This window comes from Lentzea nigeriaca (assembly GCF_016907955.1).
Lineage (GTDB): Bacteria > Actinomycetota > Actinomycetes > Mycobacteriales > Pseudonocardiaceae > Lentzea > Lentzea nigeriaca.
In genome coordinates this window covers 103,687-122,809 of the sequence record NZ_JAFBCX010000012.1, presented here as the reverse complement: position 1 = coordinate 122,809, position 19,123 = coordinate 103,687, and the positions used below count along the sequence as shown (strand labels likewise).

Annotated in this window: 15 protein-coding genes; 9 read left to right on the top strand and 6 right to left on the bottom strand. The window is 67.9% G+C overall.

Annotated features, from left to right (window positions below; genetic code table 11):
• Position 1 precedes the first annotated feature (1 nt).
• Entirely contained in the window at positions 2 to 1,162 is a 1,161-nt protein-coding gene (locus tag JOD27_RS33160; RefSeq protein ID WP_204766252.1) for an acyl-CoA dehydrogenase family protein, read from the top strand.
• A gap of 64 nt (positions 1,163 to 1,226) precedes the next feature.
• A complete protein-coding gene (locus JOD27_RS33155; protein WP_204766251.1) occupies positions 1,227 to 1,814 on the top strand; it encodes a TetR/AcrR family transcriptional regulator in 588 nt (195 codons plus the stop codon).
• A 3-nt stretch (positions 1,815 to 1,817) separates the two neighbouring features.
• Here JOD27_RS33155 and JOD27_RS33150 read toward each other — a convergent pair whose 3' ends face one another.
• Both JOD27_RS33150 and JOD27_RS33145 read right to left on the bottom strand, forming a co-directional pair.
• A complete protein-coding gene (locus tag JOD27_RS33150; protein WP_204766250.1) occupies positions 1,818 to 2,504 on the bottom strand; it encodes a peptidylprolyl isomerase in 687 nt (228 codons plus the stop codon).
• Positions 2,505 to 2,617: 113 nt separating this feature from the next.
• Positions 2,618 to 2,806, bottom strand: a complete 189-nt coding sequence (locus JOD27_RS33145; protein ID WP_372441773.1) for a LuxR C-terminal-related transcriptional regulator — start codon at positions 2,804 to 2,806, stop codon at positions 2,618 to 2,620.
• A gap of 265 nt (positions 2,807 to 3,071) precedes the next feature.
• Here JOD27_RS33145 and JOD27_RS33140 point away from each other — a divergent pair, with 265 nt between their 5' ends.
• Complete coding sequence (locus JOD27_RS33140; RefSeq protein WP_204766249.1) at positions 3,072 to 3,260, top strand: antitoxin; 189 nt, start codon at positions 3,072 to 3,074, stop codon at positions 3,258 to 3,260.
• 309 nt (positions 3,261 to 3,569) lie between these two features.
• Here the strand turns inward: JOD27_RS33140 and JOD27_RS47275 are convergent, their stop codons facing one another.
• Entirely contained in the window at positions 3,570 to 4,028 is a 459-nt protein-coding gene (locus tag JOD27_RS47275) for a hypothetical protein (protein ID WP_372441772.1), read from the bottom strand.
• 138 nt (positions 4,029 to 4,166) lie between these two features.
• Between JOD27_RS47275 and JOD27_RS47270 the strand changes: the two genes are divergently transcribed.
• Both JOD27_RS47270 and JOD27_RS33130 read left to right on the top strand, forming a co-directional pair.
• A complete protein-coding gene (locus JOD27_RS47270; RefSeq protein ID WP_372441771.1) occupies positions 4,167 to 4,463 on the top strand; it encodes a carbohydrate-binding protein in 297 nt (98 codons plus the stop codon).
• Positions 4,464 to 4,538: 75 nt separating this feature from the next.
• Positions 4,539 to 6,554 carry an NACHT domain-containing protein gene (locus JOD27_RS33130; protein ID WP_204766248.1) on the top strand — a complete coding sequence of 672 codons (2,016 nt, stop codon included), beginning with the start codon at positions 4,539 to 4,541 and terminating at the stop codon, positions 6,552 to 6,554.
• 941 nt (positions 6,555 to 7,495) lie between these two features.
• Here JOD27_RS33130 and recQ read toward each other — a convergent pair.
• Together recQ and JOD27_RS33120 are read right to left on the bottom strand one after the other, a co-directional pair.
• Entirely contained in the window at positions 7,496 to 9,490 is a 1,995-nt protein-coding gene (recQ, locus tag JOD27_RS33125; protein ID WP_204766247.1) for a DNA helicase RecQ, read from the bottom strand.
• A 39-nt stretch (positions 9,491 to 9,529) separates the two neighbouring features.
• Positions 9,530 to 11,380 carry a Xaa-Pro dipeptidyl-peptidase gene (locus JOD27_RS33120; RefSeq protein ID WP_204766246.1) on the bottom strand — a complete coding sequence of 617 codons (1,851 nt, stop codon included), beginning with the start codon at positions 11,378 to 11,380 and terminating at the stop codon, positions 9,530 to 9,532.
• A gap of 101 nt (positions 11,381 to 11,481) precedes the next feature.
• Between JOD27_RS33120 and JOD27_RS33115 the strand changes: the two genes are divergently transcribed.
• The 4 genes from JOD27_RS33115 (at position 11,482) to JOD27_RS33100 (ending at position 18,430) form a co-directional block, all read left to right on the top strand.
• The gene (locus JOD27_RS33115; protein ID WP_204766245.1) at positions 11,482 to 12,420 is read left to right on the top strand and encodes an iron-containing alcohol dehydrogenase; all 939 of its coding nucleotides are present in this window, start codon (positions 11,482 to 11,484) and stop codon (positions 12,418 to 12,420) included.
• 91 nt (positions 12,421 to 12,511) lie between these two features.
• Positions 12,512 to 13,810, top strand: a complete 1,299-nt coding sequence (locus JOD27_RS33110; RefSeq protein ID WP_204766244.1) for an alpha/beta hydrolase — start codon at positions 12,512 to 12,514, stop codon at positions 13,808 to 13,810.
• Positions 13,807 to 16,257 carry a rhomboid family intramembrane serine protease gene (locus tag JOD27_RS33105; RefSeq protein ID WP_204766243.1) on the top strand — a complete coding sequence of 817 codons (2,451 nt, stop codon included), beginning with the start codon at positions 13,807 to 13,809 and terminating at the stop codon, positions 16,255 to 16,257. Before JOD27_RS33110 ends, JOD27_RS33105 begins: the two co-directional genes overlap by 4 nt.
• Positions 16,258 to 16,321: 64 nt before the next feature.
• On the top strand, positions 16,322 to 18,430 hold the full coding sequence (locus JOD27_RS33100) for an ATP-binding protein (RefSeq protein ID WP_204766242.1): 2,109 nt from the start codon (positions 16,322 to 16,324) through the stop codon (positions 18,428 to 18,430).
• A gap of 4 nt (positions 18,431 to 18,434) precedes the next feature.
• Here the strand turns inward: JOD27_RS33100 and JOD27_RS33095 are convergent, their stop codons facing one another.
• The gene (locus JOD27_RS33095) at positions 18,435 to 19,043 is read right to left on the bottom strand and encodes a LysE family translocator (protein WP_204766241.1); all 609 of its coding nucleotides are present in this window, start codon (positions 19,041 to 19,043) and stop codon (positions 18,435 to 18,437) included.
• Between the last annotated feature and the right edge of the window lie 80 nt (positions 19,044 to 19,123).

Sequence of the window (19,123 nt, the reverse complement as noted above, 5' to 3'; positions counted from 1 at the left end):
AGTGCAGGACCCGTTGCAGTTGCTGGACATCCCGTCGTTGCTGAGCGACGAGGAGCGCGACATCCAGGCCACCGTCGCGGCGTACCTGTCCGATCACGTGCGGCCGCACGTCGCCACGTGGTTCGAGGAAGGCGTGTTGCCACGCGAGCTTGGCAGGGAGCTCGGCAAGCTCGGTGTGCTGGGCATGCACCTGGAGGGGTACGGGTGTGCGGGCACGTCGGCGTTGGCGTACGGGCTCGCGTGCCTGGAACTGGAGGCCGTGGACAGCGGCATCCGGAGTTTCGTGTCGGTGCAGGGGTCGCTGTCGATGTTCTCGATCTGGAAGTACGGGTCGGAGGAGCAGAAGCAGGAGTGGCTGCCGCGGCTGGCGGCCGGTGAGGCGATCGGGTGCTTCGGGCTGACCGAGCCGGACTTCGGCTCCAACCCGTCCGGCATGCGCACGCGGGCGGTGCGCGACGGTGGGGACTGGGTGCTGAACGGTACCAAGATGTGGATCACCAACGGTGGCCTCGCGGATGTGGCGACGGTGTGGGCGCAGACCGAGGAGGGAATCCGGGGATTCCTCGTTCCCCGCGGCACGCCCGGATTCTCGACCAGGGACATCAAGCACAAGCTGTCGATGCGAGCGTCCGTCACCTCCGAGCTGATCCTGGAGGACGTGCGGTTGCCGGACAGCGCGCGGCTGCCGCTCGCGACATCGTTGCGTGCTCCGCTCTCGTGCCTGAACGAGGCGCGGTTCGGCATCGTGTTCGGTGCCGTCGGCGCCGCGCGGGACTCGTTGCAGGCGGCGCTCGACTACTCCGGCACGCGCATCCAGTTCGACAAGCCGATCGCCGCGTTCCAGCTGACGCAGCGCAAGCTCGCGAGCATGTCCGTGCAGGTCAACAACGCGATGCTGCTGGCGTTGCACCTCGCGAGGCTCAAGGAGGCCGGCACGCTGAAGCCTGAACAGATCAGCATGGGCAAGTACAACAACGTCGAGGCGGCCATCGCGATCGCGCGCGAGAGCAGGACGATCCTCGGGGCCAACGGCATCTCGCTGGAGTACTCGCCGTTGCGCCACGCGAACAACCTGGAGTCCGTGCTGACCTACGAGGGGACCTCGGACATCCACCTGCTATCCATCGGCCATGCGTTGACCGGAATCGCCTCATTCCGATGATCCTTCGCCCTATCCTGCAACCCGCAACGGGATCGTGGGGTGGGAGGACGTTCTGCCGGAGGAGATGAGCAGCCGCAGCGACGCGCGCCGCAACCGCAAGCGTTTGCTGGACGCGGCCACGCACGTGCTGCGAACTGAACCAGCAACGGCGACGATGCAGTCCATCGCGCGCAAGGCGGCGCTTTCGCAGGCGACGGCGTACCGGCACTTCCCGTCCGTGGAAGCGCTTGTGTCGGCGTACCACGAGGACGTCATCACGTCGTTGGTCGAACACGGTGAACGGTCCCGCAAGACTGGCAAGGAGCTGTTCGAGCACCAGGCCACGCGCTGGGTGAAGCTGCAGAACGTGCACGGTCCGGCGATCGTGCGGTTCTGGTCCCAGCGCGGCTTTCTGGATCGGCTGCACTCCGCTGACGTCCTCACCACGCTGTCGGCCAAGGCGTGGGACCGGGCGCTGCGCGGAGTGCTGATCGAACTGGCGCTGCCGGACGCCTTGCTGTCCGTCGCGCGGTTCCTGCACAACGCATTGTTCGACCCGCGAGAGATCATCGATCTGACGAAAACCGCCGGACTACCTGACGAGCAGGTGGTCCGGCGGCTCTCGGACGCGTTCTACGGCGCGCTGCGCGGCTGGGCGAACTCAGGAGCCTGAGGCTCAGCACACCCTGAGGCGCTGGAGCTCCGACTTGAGGTTCGGCCGGCCGTCCAGCGGGTTCTCCCCCGCGATGCCGCCCGCGGCGATCTTGTCGAGCGTCTTCAGGCCCTCCGGCAGGATCGTGCCGAAGACCGTGTAGTTCGGGCGCAGAATCGAGTCGGTCTGCACCAGGAAGAACTGCGAGCCGTTCGTGTCTGGCCCTGCGTTGGCCATCGCGAGCGTGCCGCGCGGGTAGATGCGGCGCTGGCCGGTAGGGTCGTTCGGCGCGGGCTTCAGGTCCGTCGGCAGCTCGTCCTTGTACTTGTAGCCGGGACCGCCCTCACCGGTGTTGGACGGGTCGCCGCACTGCAGCACCTTCAGCGTCGGGTATGCGGTGAGACGGTGGCACTCTGTCTTGTCGTAGAAGCGGTGCTGCGCGAGGTGGACGAAGCTGTGCACCGTGCACGGGGCCTTGGCGCGGTCGAGCAGCAGCGGGATGTCGCCCTGGTTCGTCTTCACCTTCACCAGGACCTTGCCCTTGGTGAACCACGGGTTGTGCGGAATCGACACCGGACGAGCGGGAGGTTCCTCCGGCGTCGCGGTGTAGCCGCAGTCGGGCCGTGCTTCTGGCTGCGCGGAAGCGGTTCCGGTGGTGATGAGTCCAACGGCCAATGCCGCCACTGCCAGACCAGCTGCGATTCGCCTCATGCGCGATTCCTAGTGGAGCAGACGGTGACCGGGCAAGGTTTAACGGATCACTCAGTTGTCGGTGTCCTCGGCCGAGCGCGTTGGCCAGGATCCCGCGGTTCTCCACCGGCAGGTCAACGGTTTCCGTGTACGACTGACCGCCTGGGACGCTGACGGACCGCGGCTTCACCGGCGCCCGCGGCGCGGTGGCGAGCGTCCAATGTGGCCTGAACGCTCACCAGGTGCGTTTTGACCATACCAACCGAGATGAACAGTTCCCGCGCGATCTCGGCGTTCGTCCTGCCGATGGCGGCGAGCTTCACGACGTCGAGCTCGCACCGTTGGCGAGCGCGCCGGCCGTGTCGCGGCAGAAGCCCAGATCGACGTCAACGGCGAGCAGATGACGGTGGCGGCCACGGTGTTCGGAGGTGTTCCGCTCGGTAGCGCCTTGTTACACCCGTCCGATGTGGAGGGTGATCCGTAGCGCACCGAACGCCAGCGAGTCCGGTGGCCGGGCTTCACTCGATCCAGTGAGGTGTGCCGGATACCAGACCGGGTACTCGAACTGCATCGGGAGGTGATGCAGTCATGGGCTTCGACGAGATGAAGAACAAGGCGAAGGACCTGATCGGCCAGCACGGCGACAAGGTCGACCAGGGCGTCGAGCGTGCAGGACAGTTCGCCGACGAGAAGACCGGCGGCAAGCACACTGAGCACATCGACAAGGGTGAGGACAAGCTCAAGGAAGGCCTCCGGAACTTCGGCGACCAGCAGTGATCGCACGAAACCGGTACCGCGAGAAGTGATGCCTCCGCACCGTTGACAAACCTGCCACCATCGTCCGGCGGGAGCGCTCTCACGCGCTCGTTCGGAGGGTTGGCAATGAGGCTCACTCGACAACGAACATCCACCGCCTTGCAGCGGCCGGCGTGCTCACCGCGAGTGCGCTGGTCGCTGTCGCTCAGCAGACCAACGCCACGCTTCCACCTCCTCCTGCCGGCTGGACGCAGGTGTTCGGCGACGAGTTCACCGGTCCAGCGAACTCGTTGCCCAACACGGGAACTGGCGGTTCTCACTCGGCCACGGCTATCCGGGCGGACCGGCGAACTGGGGCACCGGCGAGATCGCCGCGCACACCGGCACTCCCGCCACCGTGTCGCTCGACCGCGGTGGGAACCTGCGCATCACGCCGCGTCGTGACGGCGCGGGCAACTGGACGTCCGCGCGCATCGAGACGAACGCGCGGAACTTCAAGGCACCGGCCGGTGGCGTGCTGAGAATGGAAGCATGGATCCAGATGCCGAACGTCTCCGGTGTCGGCGAGTTCGACATCATGGAGAACGTCAACGGCGTCAACCGCGTGTGGGGCGTGCTGCATTGCGGCGTCTCGCCAGGCGGGCCGTGCAGCGAGAAGAACGGCATCTCGAACAGTCGGCCGTGCCCGGTGCGTCGTGCCAGGGCGGCTTCCACCCGTACCTGTTCGAGTGGGACGCTTCCACGTCGCCGCAGCAGCTGCGGTGGTACGTGGACGGCGAACTGTTCCACCAGGTCACCAGAACCAGCTGCCCACGAACACGTGGACCCAGATGACCGGGCACGCCAGGTACGGACGGGTGTACTCGATTCAGCTATCCGACAACGACAGCACGTGGCGCGAGGCCTATTCCACGTTGACCTGCTCAGGTGGAGTGGAGGACATCGACGTTTCCGGTTCCGCGCTACGTCAGGTTCAACGGCACTCAGCGAGCGACCGTGTGCGGGTTCTCGTTCTGGAAGCTCGAAGTGTTCGGGGCCTGTGAACCACCACAACGATGGAACCTCCCGGGCGGCGGCATCTACCCAGCGTGGGCGCCTGGGACTGCTTATGCGGTTGGTTCGCCTGTGAGTTACGCCGGATTGGACTATCCGTGCCTGCAGGCGCACACGTCGATCGTGAGGTGGGAACCGCCGAACGCGGCGTCCGTCTGGCAGCGCCTCTGAGTCACTTCCGCGATCCCGGCGGCCCGGTTACCGTCGTTCGCCGGGGTCGCGGAGGTGAAGGTGGATCCAAGCGGGGTGACAAGAGCTGCACGGCTGACTGCGTTAGCCGCGTTGTGCCTGGTCACCGTCGTTTTGCTGCTTCCGGCGGCCATCAGCGTGAGCACCGGCGGAGCCGTGCCGGGGTTCCTCGGCGAGTTCGGCCGGTGGCTCTGGCCGACCGTCGCCGTGATGGTGCTGGTCGCGATAGCTCTCGCGATCTGGGAACGTGTACGCGGTCACGAGACGAGCAACCGCACCGCCGCTCTCGGCCGTGTCGAGGCGCGCGTGAAGGCGTTGCTCGCCTCGTCACTGGCCGCCCAGACGCAGATCAAACTCGGCGTGCTGCGGCAGCCGAAGCTCTCGGTTCGTGTCGAGGACGAGGAAGTCTCCTCGTCGGACCTGGAAGCCGTCTACGACCGGCTCGGCCACACCATGGTCCTCGTAGGACCTGTCGGCAGCGGACGGTCCACGTTGCTGCGCGAACTCTGTCTGGTGTTGGTCGAACGTGCGCGCAACGACCCGCAAGCGCCCATTCCCGTCGTCGTGGATTTGGCGACGTGGCGTGCCTATGGCAGCCGCAAGCCGACTGAGTTCACCGCGTGGCTGCTGCGCGAGATGAACCGCCGCTACGGCATCAGCCGCTCAGCGGGCACGATCTGGTTGCGCCGCGAGCGGGTGGCCGTGCTCATCGACGGCCTCGACGAGGTACCACACTTCGACCGCGCGCACTGCGAGTCCGAGCTCGCGCCGTTCGCGTCGGTGGTGTGCTCGACCGAACCGATCGAAAACCTGCCGTCCGTGTACGTCGAGCCGTTGTCACGTGGACAGGTGCTCGAGTACATCGCGTCCGTCAGCCCTCGTCTCGACAGCCTGGAATCCGCCCTGACGCCGGAAATCTGGGACCGGCTGGATTCACCGCTGGCGCTGAACCTGTTGGCCCTGACGCACCTTGATCGTCAGGTCGACACGATCGGCACCGACTTCGTCGGCTCTTTCGTCGTGGAAAGGCTCTCCGCCCAACGTGCCGCGGGCCCGACCATCCGTGCGTTGAAGTTCCTCGCGAGGTTGGACAGACCGGACCTCGGTGCGCCCGTGCACATGCCTCACCGCCGTGCGTGGCTCCCGCTGCTGCCGACGCGTCCGTTGTGGTTGCTGTTCATACGCGCCGTGCCTGCCGCATATGCCGGTGGTGTGTGCGCTGTGGCGTTTCTGACGGGCCTGCAGCTCGGATTGTGGCCCGCGTTGGTGTTCGTGGTGGCGGCTTCTGGGTTGCTCGTCTTGGTGAACAAACTGCCGCACGTCTTTCACCCGCCGGGGCGCGCGCACGGCCTGCTGACCGCCGCGCTGGGATTCTTGGCCGGCGTGGTCGCCGGTTTGCTGGTCGGGCTCGTCGGTTTGTGGCTCGGCGGCATCGGCGCGCCGTGGCCTTACGCCGTGGCATACGTGTTCGTCGTGGTGGCTGCGTTTTTCCTGGCGTTGGGCTTCGTGCCGGGTGACGCGCCCGTGCCGTGGTCCGTGCTGATCGCCGCCGCACCAGGTGTGTCCATGATCTGGACCGGTCCGTACGTGGTGCTGGCCGGGATGGGAATCGGCTTCTCCGCGGGTGTGGCGGGCGGCGTGTTCGCTGCGGCCGTGGGACGTGTGTGGCGTACGGTGCGTCCGGGGCAACAGCAACGCATGAGGCTCGGGCGTCCGTGGTGGATTCAGCCGGCGGTGCCTGTGCTCGGACTGGCCGGTGCGCTCGGAGGGCTCGGCGACTTGGGATCCTGGGGCACCGCACTGGGCGTGGCGCTCGGGTTGCTGGTGACGCCGACCGCGGCCCGTGACTACATCTGGCCGTTCGACGCGCTCGCCGAAGTGACGGCGGAGGGTCTCACCCGTCCGCTGTCACTGGGCGAGTTGTCGTTCCGCCGCAAGGCTTTGCTGCACCTCGCGCAGGACCGGCTGCTGCTCACCCGCGTGGACGGCGAGTACCGGTTCGCGCACGTCGCACTGCGAGATCACCTGGCTTCGTGTGACCCAACCGCGCTGGTTCGAGCCACCCGTCGTTGAACCTTCCCCATCTGCGAGCCGTACGGCCTGGCAGAAAGGTCGGGTGGTTGCGTGCGCTGGTCGAAGGGCTGGATAGCGGTTGCCGGGGCGGTCTCGGTGGTCGCGGCGATCGGGGGTGCTGCCTTCGCCCTTGCGGGAGCTGGGCTTCCTGCTTCGCAGTCCGGGGTGGCCGGGAAGGAGGTTTGCGCTGGGCAGCCGGTGAAGGTGGTGGATGTTGGTGGGGCGGCCGGGGTCCTGTCGGATTCGTTTCCGGTGGGGACGTCCTTGCGCATCACCAACCTGGCCAACGGGCGGGCTGTGACGGCTGCGGTTGCGGAGAGTTCTGCTCGTGCCCTTGCCGGAGTGCGCACCGGGTCGGGGGCCGGGGTATCTACCGGGTGTGCCGCGGTCAACACTGCCGCGTTTGAGTTGTTGCGGTCGGCGGATTCTGGACGGGGTGGGGCGGAAAGCGTTCTCCGGCGGGTTCGGGTGGAGATCATCGGGAATGCTCCTGCGCCGGTCCATCCGTCTACTCGGGCTTCTGCGTCTCGGGTTCGGGGGGCTGTGGGGTCTGTCGTTTGTGACGGAGCGGTTGTCGGGTTGTCCGCTGTGGGGGGCGGGCCTGGGGCGTTCTCTTCCTCGTTGCCTGTGGGGACTTTGGTTCGGGTTACCAACTTGGACAACGGGAAGCAGGCCGCGGTTCGGGTTGTCGGGGTTGGGAGTGGCTGTTTGGTGCTGAACAGTGCTGCGTTTGATGTGGTTGGGGAGGCTGGGAAGAGTTCGATTGCTCGGGCTCAGATTGAGAAGGTGGTATGAGGGGGCACCTGGCGGTGGGATTCCGGAAGTTACCGCTTCCCAGCGCGGCATAGGTCTGTCCGGCTCGCTTCGCATCGCGGTTTCTGGGTGCCCCTCGGCTTCGCCGTTGGTTCGGTGTGCCGGTATGACTGCGGGTGCCGGTGCGGCTACCAGTCCATGGGCTCGTCCGGCTCTTCGGGTTCTGGCCACTCGTCGTCGGCCGTGCCTGAGCCCCAGGCTGCGCCGCCCTTCGAGGTGGGTTTGGGCTTTGGTTTTGGCGAGGGGGCCGGGACAGGCTCGGTGGTTACGCCGTCGGGTGGGGTGGCGGTGGCGACGGCTTCGAGGATTTGGTCGCCGTATTTGGCCAGTTTGGCTTGGCCTACGCCGCTCAGGGCGCCCAGGGCTGTGAGGGTGGTGGGGCGGGTGGCTGCTATGGATTTGAGGGTGGCGTCGTGGAAGATCACGTAGGCCGGGACGCCTTGCTCGCGGGCCTGTTGGGCTCGCCAGTCTCGTAGGGCCTCGAAGAGTGGAGCGGCCTCTTCGGGAAGGTCTACCGTTTGCCTGGCCTTCGCGGTTGGGGCCGCCGCCCTTGTGGTTGCGCGGGGTGGTGTCGGGTCCTTGCGCATGAGGACCTGGCGTTTGCGGGAGAGGACCTCGGTGCTGGTTTCGGTCAGCACCAGAGTGGAGTACTCGCCCTCTACGGCCAGGTGGCCTTGGGCGAGTAGTTGGCGGACTACGCCTCGCCACTCGCTTTCGTTCAGGTCGTCGCCTATCCCGAAGGTGCTGAGCTGGTCGTGGTCGAACTGGATGACCTTGGCGGTTTTGCGGCCCAGGAGGATGTCGATGGCCTGGCCCGCGCCGAACTTCTGGCCTCGTTCGTTGCGCAGGCGCCAGACCGTGGAGAGGAGCTTTTGGGCCGCTACCGTGCCGTCCCAGGATTCCGGTGGGGTCAGGCAGGTGTCGCAGTTGTTGCAGGGGACGCCGGACTCGCCGAAGTAGTCGAGCAGCATGGTGCGGCGGCACGTGATGGTCTCGCAGAGGGCCAGCATCGCGTCCAGGTGAGCTTGGGCGCGGCGGCGGAAGGCCAGGTCGCCTTCTGAGGACTCGATCATCTTGCGTTGCTGGACCACGTCGCTCAGGCCGTAGGCCAGCCAGGCGGTGGACGGCAGGCCGTCGCGGCCCGCTCGGCCCGTTTCCTGGTAGTAGCCCTCGACCGACTTGGGGAGGTCGAGGTGGGCCACGAAGCGGACGTCCGGCTTGTCGATGCCCATGCCGAAGGCGATGGTGGCGACCATGACCAGGCCGTCCTCGCGGAGGAAGCGGGCCTGGTTGCGCTGGCGCGTCTGGGCGTCGAGGCCCGCGTGGTACGGGAGGGCCTGGATGCCGTTGGCCACCAGGAACTCCGCGATCTTCTCCACCGAGGCGCGGGAGAGGCAGTAGACGATGCCCGCGTCGCCGGGGTGTTCGGTGCGCAGCAGGTCCAGGAGCTGCTTCTTCGGCTCCTTCTTCGGGACGATGCGGTACTGGATGTTGGGGCGGTCGAAGCTCGAGACGAACTGGCGGCCATCGCTCAGGTCGAGGCGCGTGAGGATTTCCTCGCGCGTGGCCTCGGTGGCGGTGGCGGTGAGGGCGATGCGGGGGACCTTGGGCCAGCGTTCGTGCAGCTGGGTCAGGGAGAGGTAGTCGGGGCGGAAGTCGTGGCCCCACTGGGAGACGCAGTGCGCCTCGTCGATGGCGAACAGGGCGATCTCGCCCTGGTCGAGCAGGCGCAGGGTGGCCTCGGACGTCAGGCGTTCCGGGGCCAGGTAGAGCAGGTCGAGCTCGCCGTGGACGAACTCGGCTTCCACCATCCGGCGCTCGTCGTAGGACAGCGAGGAGTTCAGGAAGCCCGCGCGCACGCCCAGGGCGCGCAGGGCGTCGACCTGGTCCTGCATCAGGGCGATGAGCGGCGAGATCACCACACCGGTGCCCGGCCGGACCAGGGCGGGGACCTGGTAGCACAACGACTTGCCGCCGCCGGTCGGCATGAGCACGAGCGCGTCGCCGCCCGCGATCACGTGCTCGACGATGTCGGCCTGGTCGCCGCGGAACTCGGGGTACCCGAAGACGCGCTGCAGCACCTGCAGCGCGTCTCCGAGAACGACATCGTCGGTGGAACCCATGCCGCCGATGCTAGCGAGCAGCACCGACAGTGCGGGCCGCTAGCCCAACTTGCTCGTCGTACCAGCGGAAACGCTGGTGGCGGTCAGCTGGTCGGCCGATGCCGACGGCACCGAGCCGGCCAACGGGATCCGCACCGTCGTACCCGCCAGGTCGACGGTCAGCTTCGGCAGCTGGCTCGGCCGCACGATCGCGCTCGAGTCGGTTCCGCCGATCAGCAGGCCCAGCCGGTGGCCCACCGGGAGGACGTGGTCCGTTGTGGACAGTCGGAACGTCATGCTGTACTTCGTTCCCGGCGTGATCGTGCGCGGGGTGGAGAGCGACGAGTAGTTCGCGAGGTCCGCCCAGCCGCGCGCGATGATCTGCGCGTCGACCTCGCCCGACGTCGCTTCCGTATCGCGGTAGCAGGCGTCATCGCCCGTACGGCTCTCGCCCCAGCACGACTCCGTGGTCAGGGTCCGGATGCCCTCGCCGGTCCGCACCTGAGCCGGGCCGTAGTCGATGAGGTACGCCGTCAGGTGCGCGGTCGGCGTCGACGACGACACGCTCACCGTGATCGACGACGTGCCCGCGACGCGCAGGTCCGACGTCAACGGTGCCGTCGAGTAGATCACCCTGCCGGTGTTCGAGCCGGAGAGCCAGGTGGACGGCGTCGCGTTGCCGTTGTCGGTGAACACCGCCGTGCCGGTGCCGGGTGTCGTGCCGAGGCCCGAAGCAGAAGGACGCAGCACGGTGCCGACGGTGCCTGCGGGTGGCCACTTCTCGTCGTCCGCCCACTGGTTCGGCGCGCGCTCCGCGGACACCTGCGGTTCGTTCTCGATGCCGTTCGGCACGTTCAGCAGCCAGCGGTCGAACCACCGGTGCAGCGTCGCGACCCACTCGCCGCGCCGGAAGTCGAACGGGTCGACGTGCGCGGTCTGCGAGAACCAGAGCTTCTTCGGCACGGCAGCGGGCACCGCGTCCCAGAACTGGCCGAACTGCAGCGTCTTCACGTTCAGGTCGTTCTGCCCGTGCACCGCGAAGATCGACGCCTTCACACGCGAGGCGTTGCGCACGAAGTCACGGGCCTGCCACATCGCCGTGTAGTCGCCATTGGCAGGAGAACCGTTGGTCATCTGCGTACGCACGGCACCACACCGCGAGCGCGCGTTGGAGTTCTCGAACTGCGAACCCAAACCGGTCGGCGAGCTGTAGCTGGGATACGCGACGCCGTCCGAGCGGAACCAGTCGTACCACGAGCTGATGGCCGCGATCGGCACGATGGTCTTCAACCCGTCGATACCCGTCGACGCGACTCCGTTGGCGATCGAGCCGTCCCACGACTTGCCGATCATGCCGACGGCGCCGGTCGACCACGAGGCCGTCTTCGTCGTGGTGCCGCTCAACGTGGTGTAGCCGGTGCGACGGCCGTTCAGCCAGTCGATCACTGCGGTGCCGGACGCGATCTCCGACTGGCCGCCGACGTCGACGCAGCCGCGCGACCGGTTCGTGCCGAGGAAGTCGACCAGCACGACGGCATAGCCGCGCGGCACGAAGTAGTTGTCGTAGAAGAGCGGGAACTTCACCGGCACGCCGGCGGAGTCGTAGGTCTTGACCTCGCTCTCGTTCCCGCGGCCCGCACTCTGGTAGTACGGGCTGGCCTCCATGATCACGGGCACGCGCCCGGTCGTGGACGGCCTGATGATGTCCGCGGTCACCCGGTCTCTGGTGCCGTCGCCGTCCAGGTCGAGGCCTGAGTCGACGTAGACGGTCTCGCGGACCGCGTCGGCCATCGAGTGGATCGGCGCGGACACGCCGCCGGACAGGGAGAACGCCGGTGTCGCCGCTGTGGCAGGGATTGGCGTGAGGGTCAGGGCCCCTGCTAACGCCACTACAACACGAACACGGTTCATGAAGATTCACGCTATGGAGTGACGTTGTCACCCGTCAGAGCCGAAAGGATTGATCCTTCCCGGTTGCGTCAACCACGTCCGGTGGCGAATATTCGACCTTTGTGGGCTTCACCTTCGAACCGGCGCGGACCCGAGTCGTCTTCGGCCGCGGCACCGCCGCCTCCGTGCGCGACGAGGCCGAGCGGCTGGGCGCGACGAGGGTTCTGCTGATCGCCCGGCACGGCGGCGACGAGGTGGCGGCCGAGCTCGGCCCGTTGCTGGCGGCACGGTTCACGGGCGCGGCGATGCACACGCCGGTCGAGGTCACGGAGCGCGCGCTCGCGTTGTTGCGCGAACACGGCGCAGATGGCGTGGTGTCGGTCGGCGGCGGGTCGAGCACGGGGCTGTCGAAGGCGCTCTCGGCGCGCGCGGGCGTCCCGCAGATCGTCATTCCGACGACCTACGCGGGTTCCGAGGTGACCCAGGTGCTCGGGGAGACGGCGTCAGGGCTGAAGAAGACACGGCGTGACCCGGCGATCCAGCCCGACACGGTGATCTACGACGTCGACCTGACGCTGGACCTGCCGTTGGACGTCACGGTCACGAGCGCGCTCAACGCTCTCGCGCACGCCGTTACCGCACGTGGCAACGAGAACCCGTTGATCGACGCCATCGCCACGAAGGCGATCGAGGGCATTTTGCACGCTTTGGGCGGAAATCCCTCCACTGTGGATGCCCGGACGGAGCTGTTGCACTCGGCCTGGCTCGCGGGGACATGTCTCGCCAACGTCCCCATGGGACTGCACCACAAGCTCGCGCACGTTCTGGGCGGTTCGTTCGGTTTGCCGCACGCCGCGACGCACGCGGCCCTGCTCAGCCACACGGCGCCCGCGGACCTGTCCGAACGGATCCACGACACGGCCACTCGGTTCGGCACGGCGACGTCACTGCGGGAACTGGGGATGGTGGAGTCCGATTTGTCCAGGGCTGCGGAGATTTCCGAGCATCCTGACGCCTTGCGGGTGTTGACCAACGCCTGGCGCGACGTGCCAAGTGACTGACGGGTTGTCATTCTTAAGGCTGATGTTCACAGCTCTGAACCAAGACCAACCTCCGATGTGAAACCTGAAGATCTGCTGATGAAATAGAGGGGTGCTCAGCCCTCTCGATCTGTCGCTGGTAAACGGGCCGATCCCTGTCGCCGCGACGGTCGCTGCCGCCGCAGCTCTGACCTACCTCGCGATCAGGAAAAACCGGACCTGGTGGACCAGGGTGCTTCCGATCGTGCTGCTGGCGTGCGCGGTGGCCGTGTCCGGGCTGACCTACGTGGTCGACCACGTGTGGAAGCCCTGGCCGGAGCCGTTGCCGATGATCCTGACGATCTGGGCGGGCGCCGCGTTGACCGCGCTGTCGCTGGCGGCCGTGCGGCTGCGCACGGGGCGATGGTACGTCCGCGTGCTCAACGTGTTGCTGGCGGTGGGCGTCGCCACGAGCGCGATGGTCGCGACGAACGCGCACTTCGGCCAGTACCCCAACATGCGCTCGGTGCTGGACGTCTTCCGGAACAACCGGGTCGATCTCAACGAGGCCGCTCCTCCCCCTGCCACCGTGGTCGACGTGCCCGCGAGCAGGAAGCTCGCCGACGTCTGGAAGAGGCCTGACGACCTGCCGGACAAGGGCACCGTCACCGAGGCTGGAATCCCCGGCGCCTTCCCGGCACGGCCGGCGTGGATCTACCTCCCGCCCGCGTACGCCACGACGCCGCGCCCGAAGCTGCCGGTCGTCGTGCTGCTCGCGGGTCAGCCCGGCCACCCGCGCGACTGGTTCGACGGCGGCCGGATCACCGACAACCTGGACGCGTTCGCGCGTCAGCACGACGGGCTCGCCCCCATCGTCGTGGTGGCCGACCAGCTCGGCGCGCCGACCGCGAACCCGCTGTGCCTGGACTCGAAGCTGGGCCAGTCGGAGACGTACCTGGCTCGTGACGTGCCGGCGTGGATCAAGCAACGGCTGACCGTCGACGAGCGCCGCGAGGCGTGGACCATCGCGGGCTTCTCTCAAGGCGGCACGTGCGCGGTGCAGCTGGCCGTGCGCGCGCAGGACGTGTACGGAAACTTCGTCGCCCTCGCTCCTCAGCGCGAGCCCACGCTCGGTACGCGGCAGGAGACGGTGAAGGCGGCGTTCGGCGGCGACGAGGCGGCGTTCCTCCGGGTCAACCCGATGGACCTGCTCGCGCGCCAGCGTTTCCCGCAGACCGCGGGCATCATCGTCGCGGGCCGCGACGACGCCACGTACCGCAAGGCGGACGCGGAGGTGTTCGAGGCCTGTCGCAAAGCCGGAATGGACGCGCTGTGGAAAGAACTGCCGAACGGACACGACTGGAACATGGCTCGAGAGGGCTTCTTCGGGTCGCTGCCGTGGCTCGCTGGACGAACAGGGCTGGTCAGATGATCAGCCGGCTGTTCCGCACGGCACCCCTGACGTGCGTCTTCCTGATCGTGTTCTGGACCGTCGGTGCGCTGACCGGCGGTATCACCGGCAATGACAACCAGCTGCTCGCGCAGGTTGGGTTCGGCACCGACAGTCCGTTGTGGACCGTGTTCAGCTCGGCGCTGTGGTCGATGGATCTGCTGGGCTATGTGGGGACCACGGTTCTGTTACTGGTCTTCGGCCCGTTGGCCGAGCGTTCGTTAGGTGGGCTGCGCACGACGGCGATCTTCCTTTCCTCGCACGTGATCGGCTCGTTCCTCGGGCTCGGGGTCGTGCTGCTCGGCCGGGACGTGCACTGGTCGTGGCTCGACTCGCTGGTGGGCGGTGTCGCGGCCGGGCCGTCGATCGGCGGGGTGGGACTGGTGCTCGCGCTGACGTTCCGGATGCCGCCGCTGTGGAGGCGCCGGGTCCGCCTGCTGACGATCTTGTCGGTGCTGGTGCTTACCCTGTACTCGGGTTGGCTGGAAGATGTGCTCCGGCTGTCCGGTGGCGTGGCCGGGCTGTTGATCGGGGCTTTGTTCCTGAAGAGCAAGACGGTGCACAAGCCGAGCTCGTTCCACGAGACGCGGGTGCTGGTGGCGCTGCTGCTCGCGGCGTCGGCGCTCGGGCCGGTGGTGGCGATGATGTCGCCGTACCCCAACGGTCCGCTGGCGTGGTTCACCGACGTCGTGGCGGTCACCCAGCCGTCGCAGGACTACGTCGACGAGGTGTGTGCCTCGGACGCGGTCGAGCTGTGCCGGACGATGCTGATCCAGCTGTCGTACGGCCGGTTCCCCGCGCTCGTGATGTCACTGCTGCCGGCGTTGCTGCTGCTCGTGCTGGCGGAAGGGCTGCGGCGCGGCCGGCGGTTCGCGTGGTGGTCGGCGCTCGTGTGCAACGTGGCGTACGCCGCGTTCATCGGGTGGTACGTCGTCGACACGGCGCGGATTCCGGACGCCGGTGCCCTGGAGATGACGTTCTCCTTCGGCATCACGATGCTGGCGCCGCTCGCGATCACCCTCGTGCTGCTGATGACGCGCAAGCACTTCGCCGTGCGTCTGCCTCGGCACGCCGTCAGGAAGTTCTGGCGGTTCACGCTGGGCAGCGTCGCGTTGCTGTCGGCGCTGTACGTGTTCGGCGGGTACCTGGTCCGCGACGAGTTCACACCGCAGCCGGGTTTCGTCGAGCTGCTCGCGGACCTGCCGACGCGGTTCCTGCCGCCGGGGTACCTCGACCTGGTGCCGCTGCAGTACTACGCGGAGGGCTTCGTCGGCTCGCTGCTGTACGAGTACACCGGCGTGGTGTTCTGGCTGATCGCGTTGGCCGGTCTGCTGATGGCGTCGTGGCAGGCGTGGCCGTCTTCGGGCGAGAAGGAGGCGGAGCACGCCCGTGAGCTGATGCGGCGCTACGGCGGTTCGTCGTTGTCGTACATGACGACGTGGCGTGGCAACCAGTACTGGTTCACGCCCGACGGCGAGACGGCCATCGCGTACCGGGTCGTGGCGACGATCGCGCTGACGATCGGCGACCCGATCGGTCCGGCGCGGGTCGAGGCCGTGCGCGGGTTCGCCGAGTTCTGCCAGGAGAACGGCTGGACGCCGTGCCTGTACAGCGTGGGAACGGAGACGAGGGAGGCGGTGGAGGGTCTCGGGTGGCAGGCGGTGCAGGTCGCCGAGGACACCGTGATCGAACTGGACGAGCTGAGCTTCACCGGCAAGAAGTGGCAGGACGTCCGCACGGCGCTGAACAAGGCCGCGAAGGCCGGCATCACCGCCGAGTGGTGCACCTATGCCGACGCGCCGTTCGCGATCACCGACCAGATCCGGTCGATCTCGGCGGAGTGGGTGGCCGACAAGGGTCTGCCGGAGATGGGCTTCACGCTGGGCGGGCTGGAGGAGCTGACCGGCGACGGTGTTCGCTGCCTGCTCGCGGTCGATGGTGACCGCACGGTGCACGGCATCACGAGCTGGCTGCCCGTGTACGCCGACGGTGAGGTCGTCGGGTGGACCCTCGACTTCATGCGCCGCCGCACGCACGGCTTCCGCGGCTCGATGGAGTTCCTGATCGCCTCTGCCGCACAACAACTTCAGACCGAGGGCGCCCGGTTCCTGAGCCTGTCCGGCGCGCCACTGGCCCGCCTGGACCGCGGTGAGCGACCCAGGGCGCTGCAGCGCGTCCTCGACTTCACCGGGCAGGTGCTCGAGCCGGTGTACGGGTTCCGCTCGCTGTTCGCGTTCAAGGCGAAGTTCCAGCCGTCCTACCGTCCGATGTTCATGGCGTACCCGGACTCCGCGGCGTTGCCCCGCATCGCGAACGCCATCAGCCGCGCCTACCTCCCGCACCTCAACGCACGCCAGGGACTTCGCCTCGCGACCAAGATGATCATCCGCACCCGTGGTCGCGTGACCACGCATGGCCGAACCGGCTAGTCCGAAAGGGTGGTGAGGTGATCCTCGCCGTCGCGGCGGTGCGCCACTGAGCGAAGATGCGCCGATGACCGTGCGGGGCAATCTGCCTGCCCAGACCACGACGTTCATCGGCCGCCGGGCGGTGCTCGCCGAAACCGAGGCACTCCTCGGCAGAGCCCGGCTGGTCACGCTGGCCGGTGTCGGTGGCGTGGGCAAGACGCGCGTCGCCGTGGAGATCGGGCGTGCCGTGGCACGAGCGGCGGCGTTCCAGCACGGGGTCTGGATGGTGCCGCTCGGAGAACTCGGCGATCCTGCGTTGCTGGCGCGCACGGTCGCGGCCGAGCTGCGGATCGTCGACAACTCGGCGGACGCGGGTCTCGGCCGGCTCGTGGAGTCGTTGTACGACAAACACATGATGCTCGTCCTCGACGGCTGCGAGCACCTGCTGGAGCCGGTGCGGCATCTCGTGCACCACCTGTTGCGCGACTGCGAGGGGCTGACGATCCTCACGACCTCGCGCGAGCCTCTCGGTGTCTACGGGGAGCACGTGCTGCGGGTGCCGCCGATGGCCGACGACGCCGTGGAGTTGTTCCTGGAACGGGCGTCGGCGGAGAACGCCCCGGCGCTGGACGGACTGCCGCTCACGATCGAACTGGTGGCCGCGTGGCCGGCCGACTTGCGCGCGCAGTTCGCGGGCGACGTGACCTTGGAGCAGGCGCTCGAGTGGTCGGCGCGCCACTGTACGGACGACGAACGGCGGCTGTGGGCGGCGCTGTCGGTGTTCCCGGCGGAGTTCGACGTGGCCGCGGCCGAGGCGGTGGCGGGCGGGGACGTGCGGGAACCGTTGTCCGCGTTGGTCCGCAAGTCGATCGTGGTGGCGACGACGAGCACCACCCGCTATCGGTTGCTGAACACCGTGGCGCAGTTCGGCGCACGTCTACTCACGGACGCTGACGAACCGTTGCGGCGGCACGCGTTGCACTACAGCGCGTTCGTGGACGAGGCGACGCGCTCGTGGTTCTCGCCGGACGAGGCGCTGTGGATGGGACGGCTGCGCGAGGAGTGGCCGAACGTCCGCGCGGCGATCGGGTACGCGCTGAAGACTCCCGGCCTGGCCGAGATCGGCGCTGTCATGGCGATGAACGTGCAGCGCACCCGTTTCACGACGTTCACGGGCATGCTCGGTCAGGCGCGCGACCTGCTCGCGATGGCGCGTGAGGTGATCACTGAGCCGCCGTTGCGCACCTCGCTGCTGGCCCACTGCGCGTACCTGGAGCAGGTTCAGGGCGACATGACCGCGGCGATTCCGTTGATGAACGAGGCCCGTGCGTTGCCCAGGCGCACGTTGACCGACATACACCTGATGATCGTCGAGGCCACGCATCTGTTCTTCGTCGAGGGCTCACCGGACTGCGTGCCGTTGTACGCGCACGTCGTCGAGTTGTGCCGCCAGTACGCGTCACCGGGCGACGCGTACATCACCGAGCTGATGCATGCCATGGCGTCGTGTTTCCTGCTGGATGCCGAAGCCGCGGAGAAGGCCACGACCGGTCTGATCAGGCTGGCTCAGAGCGACTGGTCGCACGCCTGGGGACTGTGGCACCAGGCCCTCTACGAGCTGCTGCACGGCGACCCGGCCCAGGTGCATCCGCTGGCGGTGGAGTCGTTGCGGCTCCAGCTGACGCTCGGCGACAGGTGGAGTCCCGCGTTCAGCCTGTGGCTGCTCGCCTGCGCGTGCGCCGAGCTGGGGGCGTACGACCGCGCGGCCCGGCTGCTCGGCGCGCTGCGCTCGCAGGAACGCGTCTCGCGGATCTCGTTCGCGAACCTGAGCCCGTTCCACAAGATCCTGGAACGCACGGACCGCACCGTCCGCCGCGCTCTCGGCGACGACTACCCGGTGATCACAACGCTGGGCGCGGACCTGCGCTACGAGCAGGCGATGGAGTTCGCGCTCGAACCGGTGCCGGACTCCGAGCGACGACCGGCCAAGCCCGCGTTGCCCGGCGGGCTGACCAGGCAGGAGTTCACGATCGCCGGTCTGGTCGCGGAGGGTCTCACGTCGAAGCAGATCGGGGCGCGGCTGTTCATCTCGCCGCGCACGGCGGACCGGCACGTGGTCAACATCCGCGTGAAGCTGGGGCTGCCGAACCGGATGTCGCTCGCCGCCTGGCACCGCTCGGCGACCGGCTCCTGACCGGTCAGCGGGCGTCCGCCGCCGTCTTCACGCCGAACGCGATCAGGGCGGACGCGGAGATGCGGTCGAGCACGTTTCGCTGGCGCAGCAGGAAAGCGCGGGCGCGACCGGCGGCGGTGATCAGGATCGGGAACCACAGCAGGCCGATGCCCAGGTGGATCGCCACGAGGACCCCGCCCCACGCCGGCTGTCCCACCGGGAGGAACTGCGGGAGCAACGAGATGTAGAAGACGCCCGGCTTGGGGTTGAGCAGGTTCGTGAGGAGTCCGACCCGGACGGCCGCGCGCACGGACGGCACCGGGGCGGGTTCGTCGAGCTCGGCCGGGCGCCGCGAGTTCCACAACGCCTTCACGCCCAGGTAGATCAGGTAGGCGGCGCCGAGCCAGCGGACGATGTTGTAGGCCAGTTCGGACGCCTGCAGAAGCGCGGTCAGGCCGACCAGGCCCGCGGTCGCCCACACGAGGCAGCCCAGCGTGCTGCCGAGGACGACGCCCATCGCGGCACGACGGCCCACCAGCAGGGCCGTCCGCAGCACCAGCAGGGTTTCCAGGCCCGGCGTGATGACGGTGAGCAGCGCGACGAGGGTGAAGCTCAGGAGCGCGGTGGTCGACATGGCGTCATGAGAACACGGGAAAGCCGTACCGCCGGAGGAATTAACACGGCGGACACGATCACACCGGCTTGGTGTGGCGG

Coding starts and splice junctions, on each gene's coding strand:
- JOD27_RS33100 (WP_204766242.1), top strand. CDS start 16,322: ATGACCGTGCGGGGCAATCTGCCTGCCCAGACCACGACGTTCATCGGC.
- JOD27_RS33095 (WP_204766241.1), bottom strand. CDS start 19,043: ATGTCGACCACCGCGCTCCTGAGCTTCACCCTCGTCGCGCTGCTCACC.
- JOD27_RS33150 (WP_204766250.1), bottom strand. CDS start 2,504: ATGAGGCGAATCGCAGCTGGTCTGGCAGTGGCGGCATTGGCCGTTGGA.
- JOD27_RS33105 (WP_204766243.1), top strand. CDS start 13,807: ATGATCAGCCGGCTGTTCCGCACGGCACCCCTGACGTGCGTCTTCCTG.
- JOD27_RS33155 (WP_204766251.1), top strand. CDS start 1,227: ATGAGCAGCCGCAGCGACGCGCGCCGCAACCGCAAGCGTTTGCTGGAC.
- recQ (WP_204766247.1), bottom strand. CDS start 9,490: ATGGGTTCCACCGACGATGTCGTTCTCGGAGACGCGCTGCAGGTGCTG.
- JOD27_RS33140 (WP_204766249.1), top strand. CDS start 3,072: ATGGGCTTCGACGAGATGAAGAACAAGGCGAAGGACCTGATCGGCCAG.
- JOD27_RS33120 (WP_204766246.1), bottom strand. CDS start 11,380: ATGAACCGTGTTCGTGTTGTAGTGGCGTTAGCAGGGGCCCTGACCCTC.